This is a genomic window from Rhizobacter sp. Root404 (genome assembly GCF_001425865.1).
In the GTDB taxonomy this organism is placed as follows: Bacteria; Pseudomonadota; Gammaproteobacteria; order Burkholderiales; family Burkholderiaceae_C; genus LMDS01.
In genome coordinates this window covers 641,965-655,149 of sequence record NZ_LMDS01000001.1, presented here as the reverse complement: position 1 = coordinate 655,149, position 13,185 = coordinate 641,965, and the positions used below count along the sequence as shown (strand labels likewise).

4 protein-coding genes and 1 tRNA gene (1 of these 5 only partly in view) are annotated in these 13,185 nt (G+C 68.6%); 2 read left to right on the top strand and 3 right to left on the bottom strand.

The genetic code is table 11. The features are described 5' to 3' along the window. Positions 1-18: 18 nt before the first annotated feature. The gene (locus tag ASC76_RS02890; protein ID WP_056462073.1) at positions 19-228 is read right to left on the bottom strand and encodes a hypothetical protein; all 210 of its coding nucleotides are present in this window, start codon (positions 226-228) and stop codon (positions 19-21) included. A 203-nt stretch (positions 229-431) separates the two neighbouring features. Here ASC76_RS02890 and ASC76_RS02885 point away from each other — a divergent pair. Both ASC76_RS02885 and ASC76_RS02880 read left to right on the top strand, forming a co-directional pair. Then, positions 432-506 (top strand) — tRNA-Arg (locus ASC76_RS02885). Between the two features lie 28 nt (positions 507-534). Continuing rightward, a complete protein-coding gene (locus ASC76_RS02880) occupies positions 535-1,350 on the top strand; it encodes a DVUA0089 family protein (RefSeq protein ID WP_235580348.1) in 816 nt (271 codons plus the stop codon). A 145-nt stretch (positions 1,351-1,495) separates the two neighbouring features. Here ASC76_RS02880 and ASC76_RS02875 read toward each other — a convergent pair whose 3' ends face one another. Both ASC76_RS02875 and ASC76_RS02870 read right to left on the bottom strand, forming a co-directional pair. After that, on the bottom strand, positions 1,496-2,092 hold the full coding sequence (locus tag ASC76_RS02875) for a DapH/DapD/GlmU-related protein (RefSeq protein WP_056462066.1): 597 nt from the start codon (positions 2,090-2,092) through the stop codon (positions 1,496-1,498). Between the two features lie 146 nt (positions 2,093-2,238). Then, positions 2,239-13,185 carry the 3' end of an LEPR-XLL domain-containing protein gene (locus tag ASC76_RS02870; protein ID WP_056462064.1) on the bottom strand. It continues 20,811 nt past the right edge of the window, so 10,947 of the gene's 31,758 nt are visible here — the last part of the coding sequence; its start codon lies off the right edge, out of view — the gene reads right to left on this strand; the stop codon is at positions 2,239-2,241.

The following is a 13,185-nucleotide window of genomic DNA, read 5'->3' as shown; positions in this document are numbered from 1 at the left end:
GCTCAGGGGCGAGTGCAGTCAGCGGCGCTCGCCGGCCTCGTGCAGCCCGGCGGCATCGCTGTCGAGGAACTGCTCGCGGCTTTCGCCTTCGCTGCCGTTGACCCAGCCCAGCATGCGAGCGCGGCGCGTCGTGGTCAGCGGCACCGACCCGGCCTGGCGGCTCGATTGACGCGCAGCCCGCCCATGCACGTTCTGGTGCGCTGCGCTGGATTTGGTCTGCATGTTCATCGGGAGCCGCCTTTCAGTGCGTTCGATGAGGCCATCTTGCCCGGTTCCCGCGTTGCAGCGAAGTAACAGCTGCCCGGCAGCGTGTAGGAGTCGACGACTGTTAACTGCGGTGACAGTCGCACGCCACAGCGCCGTGCCAGGCGTCCGCCGGCCGGATCGCGCCGGTCGGCGACAATCGGCGCCGCGGGCAAGCGCTCGCCTCCCTCGCCGTAGTTCAATGGATAGAACGGCCGCCTCCTAAGCGGCAAATACAGGTTCGATTCCTGTCGGCGGGACCAGCTCCGAGAAGGCCGGGCGTCTGACGTGATGACGCTCAAGGCGCACGCCAACACACGCGCTCTGGCCGCGAAGCGGCAAGCCTTCGAGATACCCGCATTCACGGGATGGTCTCGGCATTTGTGCACGAAGAGACTTTCGCTTGATGCCGAGAGCCAACAACTTGGCATGCACCTGCGAAGTACTTCCTCAATCGCTCGAAAACCAGGGAAAACAATGAAATCGCTCGCGTCTGTACTTTCCACCTTCGCACTCGCCGCCTTTGCCACATCTGCAAACGCCTCGGACTTCCACTTCACCGGCAACATCACCAACAACACCGACGTTATCCAGGTGGCGTTCCACCTCGACAACGCGGCGACCAACGTCGCGGTCTGGACGGATTCCTTCCTGAACGGGATCAACTTCGACCCGATCACCGCGCTCTGGAATGTGAGCGCGGGCGGGACGCTCATGGGTGAGAACGACGACAACGCCTCGATCGACCCGAGCACCCAGACCTACTATGACTCGGGTTTCGTGCTTCCGTCGCTCGCCGCCGGGGACTACCTGTTCACTGTCGCAGCGTTCCCCAACTTCGCTGCCGGCAACACGCTCAGCCAAGGTTTCCAGCTCGACGGCACGACGCCAATTGCGATCGCGGATTGGTGCCAACCGGCAGCCGCCGACTGCAACGCCCCGAGGCTGAATCAAAAGGGCACCTTCTGGAGCGTGCGCCTGTCAGGTGTCGATAGTGCGACTGTTCCGCCGACAACGCCGCCCGTTCCGGAACCTGAAACCTATGCGCTGATGCTGGCTGGTCTTGCCATTACCGCCTGGGCCGTGCGTCGCCGCAAGGCCATCTGATCCCGCCGAGCCGCTGCACGCGGCAATCTCAACAAGGGCCCGTCGAGGCCCTTGTTCCTTGGAGCGCGGCGGGATCCCCTCGCCAGAGAGCCGGACAAGCGGGAGTACGGCCGTAAAGGCTCGAATCTGTCCGCGGGACCAGTACTCAACCCTGGTAGAAATGCGCGACGCGCATCTGCTTCAGCACCGGCTCCATCGCCGCGTCGAAGCCACCGTGACGCGTGGCGATCAGCGGGGCCCAGGGATAGGCGTCACTGTCGCGCTGCAGCTTCTCGACCAACTGGTCGACTCGGCCGATCGGCCTGGCCGGCGACCCGGCGTAGACGAATCCGCCGTCGAGGTCCGAGGTGACGACCGAGTTGGTCGCGACGACGACGCAGTCACCGATCGTGACATCGGGCATCACGACGCAGTCGTGGCCGATGAACACGTGGTTGCCGATGCGGATCCGGCCGACCCGGTCGAGCTTGCGGCCATAGGCCCGGTTCAGCATGTTGACCACGCCGTCGTGCCCGAACAGCGTGCAGCCGGACAGCCGCACGTTGTCGCCGAGCGTGACGTAGGCGGGGTCGGTGATGGTCACGTTGGTCTGGATCGAGCAATCCTCGCCCATCGCGTGCAGGCCACCGTGTCGACGCAGGTAGGCCGCCCACTCCTCGCCGCTCGGCTGGCACACGGCGCGATAGAGGCCAATCCCGCGTCCATGGCGGTGGGCGATGTAGCGGCAGAGCCTTTTCAACATCTCTTGCTCCTCGGGTGCCTGCTGGGACTCGGCGATTCTGGTGAGCGGAGCAGAACTCGCGAAGTGACGTTACTTCCCCTGTGACATCGTCACAGGGGACTCACCATCGCGTCGCCTCGAATTCATCAAACGGTCATCGTCGACCGTCACGACACCTCCACCGTCGCCAGCTCCGCGGTGACGCGGGGCGTGACGTCGACATGCAGGCGCAGCGCCGCATTCGGGTTCATGCGTTCGGGCGTCGCGCCCAGGTGATTGACGAAGCGCGACTGCCACGGCGCCGGCGCTCGCACGCGCTCGGCCGTCGTGGCGGCGGTGCGCGGGCTCGCCGCGGCGGCCACCACCGGTGCCCGGCTCCAGTCGATCAGCGGCGCCGTCGAGGCGACCGACGCCGACGCTGCGCCTTCGGCCGCGCCCAGCGGCGCCGCCACCGCGAGCGCCATGCCGCTCGACGCACCGAGCCACCGGTCCGGCAACGCGCGCTGTCCCGGCAGCAGGCCCTCGGCCATCACGCCGGTGGCGCTGTGTTCGAAGCCGATCGCGTGGCCCAGTTCGTGCGCCAGCACCGACAGCAGGTCGACGCCGCGCGCCGCGTCGCCGCCGCGCGCCGTCAGCGTGCTGCCCGTGCCGCTGTACTCGCTGTCGTCGCGCGGAGTCGGATCGACGAACCAGCCGCGGCCGCCGGCATCGACGTCGAGCGTGATGCGGCCATCGTGGTACTCGGCCAGTTCGCCGCCGTCCAGGTCGGCGAAATCGACCTCGACATCGCGCAGTCGCGCGATCAAGGCGGCGTCTTCGATCGTCGACCAGCGGCGGATCGCCTCGGCCAGCAGCATCTGCACCTGGTCGGCCGAGGGCGTCGGCGCGCTGCTGCGCAGCGCATCCGGCGCGAGCTCGGCGAGGTTCAGCGTCGCCGGCACGGTCGGGTCGTTGGTCTTGACCGTCACGGTGTCGAACTTGCCGGTGCCGCCCTTGACGAGCAGGCCGAACCGGCCATCGACGCCGACCGCGTTGTAAATGAAGCCGACCGCCGCCTGATCGTTCAGCGTGACGCTGACCGACGAGCCCTTGATCGAGATGCCGAGCTTGTAGTCCGTGCCGGCCACCAGGGTCGACACCGCCTTGACGGCGTCGAGCGTCCAGCCCGATGCCGTGCGGTGGCCGATCATCACCTGCTTGGTCGTCACGTCGATCGCGGCGAACTTGAAGTCGGTGTCGCTGTACCGGTCGAACACGATGCCGCTGCGGCCGGTCGTGTTCAGCACCGTGCTCAGTTCGAGCAGCGAGGACGCCTGCATCTGCGTGACGCCCGACAGGTTCAGCAACTGGAAGGCGGCGTCGCTGCCGGCCGCCGGTGTGCCGGTGACGCGGCCCGCCGACGCGCTCCAGGCGCCGGTGCTCGAGCCGGCAACCGCCGTCTCCATCGCGCCGAAGCCGGTGGTGAAGTCGTCGGTGCGCACGACCGTGGCGGACGGCGGGACGACCTGCACGGCGATGTTGTCCATCGCACCGCGCGACTTGTTGGAGCCGAAGCCGACCAGCCCCCAGTTCAGCCCGTAGCTCCAGCCGTCCACCACCGTCGCGTTGAACACGTAGCTGAACACGTTGGTGTTGTTGACGATCAGCGTCGCGGTCAGGCCATTGACCGACAGCATCACGTTGTACCAGGTGTCGTTCTTGATGCTGCCGGGGAACGAGGCCTGCTTCAGCACCTGCCAGCCGGCCTCGGTGCGGATGCCCATCTCGAGCTTGTTCGTCGACACGTTCAGGCCCGCGAACTTGAAGTTGGTCGCGCTCTGGTAATCGAAGATCACGTAGCTGTTCGCGCTCCAGCCGGCCGTCGGCTTGATCACCTTGATCGTCGCCAGCACCTCGAAGTACGACGGCAGCGCGTCGCCGACTTCGTACACCGCGACGGCATCGTCGATCTTCGAGGTCGACGCGGTCTGCAGCGCGCCGCTGGTCACCTGCCAGGTGCCGCTGTCCGGCGCGAGCGCCTGCAGCGTGCCGTCGTCGAAGCCCGCGGTGCGCAGCACGTCGCGCTTGCCGCCGGGGATGTTGCCGGCCTGCGGATCGGTCGGCGCGCCGGTCTGCGCCTGCCAGGCGAAGTCCTTCTGGCGCACCACGCCGAGCTCGCCGATCGGCTCGCCGTTGCGGTAGCGCAGCGCCGGGTCGCCGTTGGTGTCGGCGAAGCGCGTCGGGTCGGCGCCGTCGCTGGCGCTGAGCGTGTAGAGGAACTCGGCCAGCTGCGGCTGCAGCGTGCGGCTCACGGTCGCCATGCAGCTGTTGAACTCGCCGACCCAGTCGATCAGCCGGTCGCCGCCGGTGTTGCCGATCAGCACGTCGCGGCCGGCGCCGCCGAAGGCGCGGTCCTCGTAGGTCGGCTGCGTGTCGGGCACGTCGTTGCGGTTGAAGTTCGTCGTCTGGTTGTCGTCCGCGTTCAACAGGTCGTTGCCGAAGCCGGCGTACATGTCGTCGCGGCCGGTGCCGCCGACCAGCCAGTCGTTGCCGGTGTCGCCGAAGATCCGGTCATTGCCGTCGTTGTAGGCCGCGCCGTAGCTCGTGGCCTGCTGGCCGGTTGCGCCCGGGATCGTGCCGGCCGGCACGTAGGTGCCCTCGGTGGTGGCGAAGTTCAGGAACCACGCGAGACCGCCCGCGTCCGTCGTGTTCAGGAGCCCGGTGGTGGTCAGAGAGATCCGGCGCAGCGGGTCGTACTCGTTGTAGAGCTCGAACTCGCCGGCGCGCTTGGTGCGGTCGAAGTGCCAGCCGTTCGGATCGTCCGGGTGGTAACGCAGCACGTCGACCGGGTTGAACGGACGCGCGTAGTCGCTGCGCGCGATGCCCAGCAGCGTCGTCCCGTCGGCGCCGCCATAGACCTGCGTGAAGGACTGTGCCAGCGCCTCGCCGCCGGAGATCGCGTCGTCGCCCGAGCCGCCGTGCAGCCAGTCGTCGCCGAGGCCGCCGAAGATGATGTCGTCGGCGTTGTGCGCGCCGGGTCGGCCCTGATCGTCGAGGGTCTTCTTGGTGCCGCTGGTGAACTCGTCCCAGTTGCCGTTGAACAGCGGGTCCTGGCTGAACGGGGTCAGGTTGATCGCCTTCTTGAGCTGGCCGCCCGGGTTGGAGACGGCCTGCTGGATCGACCCCGGCGTCGCGATCGCCTCGTTGATCATGTTGCCGTTGAAGGTTCTGGTGTCGCCGTTGTCCGGCAGCAGCGCGAGCACGCCGTACAGCGCCTCGCCGTAGCCGGTCGCGTTGCGGCTGACCATGATGCGGCCGTCGTCGCCGATCACGCCGTCGGCGCCGGTGCCGCCGCTGATCCAGTCGTTGCCGTAGCCGGCGATCAGGTCGTCGTCCTGGCCTTCGCCGAACAGCACGTCGTTGCCCTTCATGCCGTACATCTGGTCGTCGCCGGACTCGCCGTGGATCTCGTCGGCGGCGCCGCGGTCCAGCGCGGCGGTCGACTTGAAGTCGATGCCACCTTCGGTGTAGTCGAGGAAGCCGGCCGCACGCACGATGATGCGGTCATAGGTGGCTGCGTTGCCGTCGCTGCCGTAGCCGTCCCCGGACACGCCGTTGAGGTCGTAGTTGAAGTTCAGGAACCCGCCGGTGCTGGAGACGCCGAACGTCGTCGTCGCATTGGCAGTGGTGGCCAGCGTGTCGCCGCTGCCGCGCTGGGCCTTGTTGACGCCGACCAGCCGCAGGATGCGGCCGTTGTCGCCGAGGATGACGTCCGCGTCCTGGGCGTGGCCGCCGAGGTTGGTGACGATCAGGTCGTTGGCCGATGCGGCCGGCAGGCCGGCGCTGCGCCCGGTGGTCGCCTCGCCGATGTCGTTGCGCGTGATGTCGGTGCCGGCGCCGCCGAAGATCAGGTCGCTGCCGTCCGCGCGCTGGCTGCGTGCGATGAAGCCGAACAGGTCGGAGCTGCCACCGACGATGTCGTCCTGCCCGCGGTTGCCAAAGATCACGTCGGCGCCGCCGTTGCCCTCGATGTAGTCGTCGCCGTCGCCCGCGCCCTCGAACGACGCCACCACGGTGAGATCGCCCACGCCGATCGCCTGGTCACCCGCGGTTCCGGCCGTGGCCAGGCCGCGCGCAGCGAAGAACGTGGTGAAGCCGGTCGTCGGGACCAGGAAGCTGCCGCCAGCCGCCATCGCCACGGACAGTTGTGCCGCGTCGATGCGCGCCTGGCGCTGCACGCCGGTTTCGCCGGTCGCGCCGGCCGCGACGCCGATCGTGCCATCGCCCTGGATCGTGTCGTTGCCGAGCTGGCCGAAGATCTCGTCCTCGCCGGCGCCGCCGGCGATGTAGTCGTTGCCGTACATCGTGGCCGGCGTCGTCACCAGGGTGTCGCTCGCGACGAGTCCGTCGTTCTGTACATGGTCGAGCAATTCGATGTGGTATTCGGCGTGGCCGCTGTTCTTGTCGATCACGTGACCGTAGATGTCGACGGCCCGCGCCACGTAACGCGGATCGCGCGCGGCGTTCGCGTCCGGGTGGAGCGGATCGATCGCATTGTTCGCGTTCGCGACCCCGTTGCCGACCAGCACCTGGCCGTCGTTCACGCCGACCGTCGTGCCGTAGATCGCGGTGCCGTCGAGGTTGCGCATGCGCACGTCGATGTCGTCCGGCCGGAAGCAGATGTCGGCGTTGTCGCCGGCGATCGCGTCGGCACCGGCGCCGCCATCGAGCCGGTCGTCGCTGTCGAGCGCGCCGGCCACGTTGCTGCCGCCGATCAGGATGTCGTCGCCGTTGCCGCCGTACAGCGTGTCGCGGCCCTGCTGGCCCATGAGCAGGTCGCTGCCATCCTGGCCGTAGACCAGGTCGTTGCCGGCGCCGGTGGACTTGTCGACGTTGATGGCCTCGAACAGCAGGAAGCCCTGCAGCGGGAAGTCCTCCCAGCAGATCGGCCGCAGGCTGGTCTCGGGATCGAACGGGTGATCGTTCTTGCACTCGATGCGACCCTGGTCGCCGAACACGAGGTCGTCGCCAGCACCGGCGTAGATCGTGTCGTCGCCGCCGCCGCCGAACAGCACGTCGTTGCCGCTGCCGCCGACGATCGTGTCCGCGCCGCCGTCTGCGTCCTCGAAGCCGATCGTGTCGATCTTGCAGAGCAGGAATTCGTGCACCGAGTACACGAAGGCCGGATCGGTGGCCCGGTGGTCACGTTCGTCGCTGGTGAGCCGTGCGTTGTCGCCGATCACGATGTTGCTGCCGTTGCCCAGCAGCAGCGTGTCGCCGCCGGTACCGCCCAGCACGATGTCGTTGGCGTTGCCGGTGACGATCGTATCGTCGCCGCCCATCGCGGTCGCCGAATCCAGCGACCAGATGCGGTCGATGTCGTCGGTGCGCAGCGGGTTCGATGCACTGGCCTGCGCCACCTCCTCGGCCAGGTAGTCGACCAGCCCGTGATCGCCGAACACGATGTTGTTGCCGTCGAGCGCGGCCGCGCCGCCACTGCTGGCGAAGGCGTTGATCGTGTCGCTCCCGCCGCCGCCGAAGACCATGTCGCGGCCGATGCCGGTCGTGATCCGGTCGTTGCCGTTGCCGAACTCGTTGCCAAGCCCGTTCACCGTACCCGCGTCGATCGAGGTGACGAGGCCCAGGACCTGGACCTGGTAGTCGTCGTCGACCTTGGTCGGGTTCGGGTCGCCGACCGGGCGGTTCACGCCGGTGTCGACGCCGAGGATGCGCCCGTGGTCGCCGAACACGATGTTCTGGCCCGCGCCGGCGTCGATCACGTCCGCACCCTGGCCGCCGAAGACGATGTCGTCGGAGGCGTCGTCGGTGATCGTGTCGGCCTTGCCGTACGCGGCGCCGGTGTCGACGCTCTCGACCAGGTCGAGCGTGCCCAGGCCGGCGAGCCCTGTCTCTGTCGTGCCGAAGTAGTCCGGCCCGAGGTAGCTGAGGTGGCCCTGGTCGCCGAAGATCAGGTCGGAACCGGCATCGCCGGTGATCGTGTCGCTGCCGTTGCCGCCGAGGATGCGGTCACGCCCGGCGTCGCCGTGGATGATGTCGTCGGCGCCGTTGCCCGGCTGCGCGCTGCGGATGTCCTGGATGAAGCCGACCGTCAGCAGCTTGTCGCTCGCCGCGAACGACAGCTGCGAGTTGGTGGCGTTGCCGGTCGCGTACCCGAACACCGCGTCGCGCGCGGCCATCGCCGGCGCGTAGCCGCCGTAGACGCGGCCGCGCGGCACGTCCTGCTGCACCGTGCCGTGGTCGCCAAAGATCACGTCGTCGCCGTCGTTGCCGTTCAGCGTGTCCCGGCCGGCGATCATCTCGTCGCGCACCGGGCCGAACGGAAGCGTGCCGTAGCCGCCGTCGATCGTCGGCACCAGCAGCGTGCGCGTGATCGGGTCGACGTTGAATCCCGAGTCGCCGTAGATCAGGTCGTTGCCGCTGTTGCCGCTGATCGTGTCGTCGCCCGAGCCGCCGGCGAGGTGGTCGCCGGCGCGCGAGCCGGTGATCGTGTCGTTGCCGGCGCCGCCGTAGATCGTGATGCCGACGCCTGGCAGGTCGGCGTCCGCCACGCCGGCGAACATCGCGCTCGCGTCGATGATGTCGTGGCCGGCGAAGTCGAACGGGTTCGCCCGCGGGAAGCGGAAGAAGTCGTCCGCGGTGCCGATCTGGTCGAACAGCTTGGCGCCGAGCACCAGGTTGTCGGAACGGCTGGTGACGGCCGGCAGGCCGCTGTACCAGAGGCCGTCCTGCGAGGTGTCGCCGTAGACGACCAGCGGCGACGCCGAGCCGCCGTTCGTGAGACCGGTGGTCGCGATCGTGATCCGGTCGCCGCCGATGGCCGCATTCGTGGCGCTGATGGCCAGGTTGCCGCCGCCGTGCACGACGGTCAGGTTGCCGTGGCGGGCCGGGCCGCGGCTCGCGCCCGTGCCCTCGTCGGCCGGCTGCAGCGTGCCGGTGATGCTGAGCGTGTCGTTGCCCTCGCCCATCATCAGGTTCAGCACCTCGATGCTGGATTTGCCGGTGCCCACGTTGCCGAAGGTGATGCCGCCGCCGATCGAGACCTCGCCGAACGCGTTCGTCGGCACGTTCAGCGCCGGCGCCATCTCGAACCCGGTGAACGTGGTCGCGGTGAGGATGCCGACCTTGTCCTCGCGGCTGCCGTCGTCGAAGATGTTGAGCGTGTCGATCTGGTCGCGCTCGTCCGGCTGCACGCCGACCGGCAAGCCGAGCAGCGGTGCGTTCAGTTCCCGCGGCAGCACGACCGCATCGGTCAGGCCGCGCTCGCCGATCGAGCCGCCGACGATCTCCAGCGGCCCGCCCAGTTGCGTGAGCAGGTGCTTGCGCGGCGCCCAGACCTTCTGCGTGGTCGTGTCGAGGCTGTCGGCCGCCGGCACATAGTTCGGGTTGCCCGTGACGGTGACGGTCTGGGCGATCCACCAGTTGCTCGTCGTGAAGGTCAGCGTCGTCGGCGTGGTCGTGAACTGGCCGTCGTCGCCGATCGTCAGGGTGACGTCAGCAGTCGGCGCCGAGGTCAGGCGCACCGTGTAGGTGTCGCTGACCCCTTCGTTCGCGGCGGTGCTCAGGTCGTCGTTGACGACGCGGGTCGCGCCGTCGCTCTCGACGATCAGCACGCCCGGGTTGTCGTTGTCGTAGACGCTGACGGCCAGCTGGCTCTTCAGCCCGTTGTAGTCGGTGGTGCCGCTCGAGGCGGTCACCGCCATGTCGATGAACGAGCGCTTGAAGTCCTCGCGCACCGCGTCGTCGACGGCGGTGACGGTGACGTCGACGCCCTGCTTCCAGTTGTCCTTGGTGAACACGATGCTGGTGGTCGACAGCGTCAGCTGGCCGGGCTTGGGCGCGAGCGTGACGGTCACGGTCTGCGTTCCGGTGAGCTCCTTCGCCAGCTTCAGGTTGAAGGTGTCCTGGATGCCCTGCGGCAGCGCGCCTTCGAGCACGACCGTCGAGCCGTTGGTCTGTGTCACGACCAGGTCGGCCTGGTCGTTGTCGATGATGCGCACCTCGACATTGCGCACCTTGACCTGGTTGAAGGTGGCGATGGTCGCGTTCTGCGCGGCCAGCGCCGCCGCGTCGCCGGCGGCGGCCGGCACCTCGACCACCGCGGCGACGCTGTGGTTGACGGTGACGGTGCGCTCGCCCTCGGGGCGGGTGTCGTCCACACCGTAGACGTAGACGGTCTGCGCGGTGTTCCAGTTGGTCGAATCGAAGGTCAGCACGACTGCCCGGTCGTCGACCGTGGTCGGCAGGCCGTCGACGGTGACGCTGTGCGTGAAGCTCGACGGCAGCGTCTTCGACAGCCACATCGAATCGCCGCCCGGCGTGCCCTTCTCCTCGTCGCGCTGCGAACGCGACGCCGAGACCGTGACGTAGACCTTGGTGCCGGCCGACGGTGCCACGGCCAGGCGCACGGTGTAGCTGTCGACGGCGAGCAGATCGGTCGTCGCGCCTTCCTGCACCACGGTGTTGCCGCCGCTCTCGGTGATGATCACGGCGCCGGTGATGGCCTTCGCCACGGTCAGGTCGATGCCGTCCACCGGGAGGTTGTCGTACAGCACGTCGGCCGACGTCAGCGCATGGGTCAGCGCGGCCGAGGCGCCGTCGAGCTGCGACATCACGATCGGCTCGGCGACATCGCCGCCGACATTGATCGTGTCGCTGCCCAGGTTGCCGATCACGCGGGTGATCACGCCGACCGGCGTGCTCAGGATGTAGAAGTCGTCGTCGCTCTCGAGCCCGTCGACCTCCAGCACCTCGATGTTCTGGTAGCGCACGTTGACGCCGGCACCGAACACGCCCTGCTCGGTGATGACGAAGTTGTCCGCGAACTCGGTGCCCAGCACCACCACCTTGTCGAACCCGGTGCCGCCGTCGACCGAGACCGGCGCGTTGATGTTGTACTGGACCGTGTCGTTGCCGTCGCCGGGGCGCACGTCCATCTGACCGGCGGTGGACACGTCGCGCGTGGTCAGCGGAATGGCGACGCCGGCGGCGTCCTTCAGGATCACGCCGTTGGCGTCGGTCTGCGCCAGCGCGAAGGCGCGCACGACGAACAGGTCGTCGCCCGAATCGCCTTCGAGGCGGAGTTCGGCCTTGTTGCTGTAGACCTGGATCGTGTCGTTGCCGGCGCCGCCCTGCACCACCACCGGCATGGTCGCGCCGCGGCTCAGGTAGCCGCGGGTCGTCGCGATCAGGCCGAAGGCGTCGCTGGCCGGCACGTTCGGCACGATGCGCTGCGAGCCGTAGAGCTGGCCGATCTGGAACTGGTCGGCACCGCTGCCGCCGTCCAGCGTCGTGATGGCGCTGTTGTCGTCCATCGCGAAATAGTCGTTGCCGCCCAGGCCGTAGACCTCGAGCCGGCCGTTCAGGCGCGCGTCGTAGTTGACACGCTCCACGCCCTGCGGACGGGTCACGGTGCTGCCGCTGCCGTCGCGCGCCTGCGCCAGCGAGCCGTGCAGCAACGCGACGAAGGCGGGCGTGTCGGCGCCCGGCTCGTTCGGGATCGTGGCGGCGCGACGCAGCAGGAAGATGTCGTCGACCGCGCCCGCGGCTTCGCTGCCGTCGACGCCGAAGACCGACAGGCGGTCTTCCGCGTCGGTGCGCGGGCCGCTGTCGAGCACGTTGATGACGTAGTTGTTGCCGCCGTCATTGCCGTTGCCGATCGTCTGGCTGCCGGTCGTGTTGACCGTGTAGCTGTCGTTGTCCACCTGGCCGTCCAGCGTCAGTGTGTCGCCGCTGCCGTCGGCGAAGACGTGCATCGACTGCAGCTGGTTGACGATGAAGCGGTCCTCGCCGTCATGCGCGACGCCCGCGCTGGTGCCGAAGCCGCCGTAGACGCGGGTGTTCGCATCGAGCTTCGTCTGGTTGAACGTGAAGGTGTCGACCTCGTCGTGGCCGAAGATCTGCGTGAAGTCCTTCGCATTGGCGTTGAAGGTCGCGAGCGAGACGGGCGCGCCGAGCCGCCCGATCGTGCCGCGCAGGTCCATCTGCGTGCCGCGGCCGATGTCGACCGGGTCGGTGGCGGCATTGCCGTCGTGGCTGCCGGTGGTGGTGTCGACGTTGTTGGTCTTGCCGACGCGGCGCGTGTCGCCGCGGATCGTGATGCCGGTGCCGGCCGCGATGCGGCTGTTGGCGTGGGTCGAGACGTTGTCGCCGACCCACAGCGCGATGGTCGCGAACGCGGTGATCTCGCCGAGCGAGACGGCGGTGTCGCTGCTCTCGAAGATGCGCGCACTGCCGCCCGCGAGCAGCACCAGGTTCTCGGTGTCGAAGGCGCCGGTGTCGGGCACGGTCAGGCGCAGCACGCCGCCGAGGGCGCGCGCGGCGATCACGTCGAGCTCGCCCTTGACTTCGGTCGCGAACAGGTTCAGCCCGGCCTGCGCGAACAGCAGGCCGCCGGTGCGCGAGTCGATGTCGAGGTCGTCGCCGTCGACGCCGATGCTGCCGGTGGCGCCGCGCGCGTCGAGCGCGATGTTCAGCGCCGTGACGTTGATCGCGTCGCGGACGCGGCCTTGCGCGTCCCTGAACGTGCCGTCGCTGGCCGGATCGGGATTGACGTCGTCGTTGGCGTCGAGGATCGAGCCGGCACGAGCGACCAGCGTGACATCGCCGGCGGTCGAATCGACGTGATGCACCCGCAGGTCACCCGAGGTCTCCTCGATGAAGATGCTGGCCGGCGCATCGGCGCGCAGCACGCCGAGGTAGTTGTCGAGCAGGTTGGTCTCGAGGAAGTTGCCGGCGGTGCCGATGCTGCCGCCGTTCTTCGCGATCAGCGTGATGTTGCGGCCGGTCACGTCGGCCGGATCGAGCAGACCGAAGGCATCGTCGGCCGGGTTGGCGTCGAGGATCGACCCGGGCGAGGTCAGCATCACGTCGTCGTCGGTCGAGCGGATGTCGCCGACCCGGAAGTCGCCGGCCTGCTCCTCGAGCGTGATGAAGCCGTTGACGAGCACGTCGATGTGCCCGCTGCCGGTGATGTCGGTGAAGCCGGTGACGTTCAGGCGGGTCGCGGCCGGCGTCGAGTCGGTCGCCGTCACGATGATGTCGACCCCGGCGCGCAGGCCGGCCGTGCTGGTGACCGGCAAGGATGCCGGCGGTGCCAGCGGCACCAGCACGACCGG

Bases quoted from the DNA above. Each gene is read 5' to 3' on its own strand.
- ASC76_RS02890 (WP_056462073.1), bottom strand. From the start codon at position 228: ATGAACATGCAGACCAAATCCAGCGCAGCGCACCAGAACGTGCATGGG.
- ASC76_RS02880 (WP_235580348.1), top strand. From the start codon at position 535: ATGACGCTCAAGGCGCACGCCAACACACGCGCTCTGGCCGCGAAGCGG.
- ASC76_RS02875 (WP_056462066.1), bottom strand. From the start codon at position 2,092: ATGTTGAAAAGGCTCTGCCGCTACATCGCCCACCGCCATGGACGCGGG.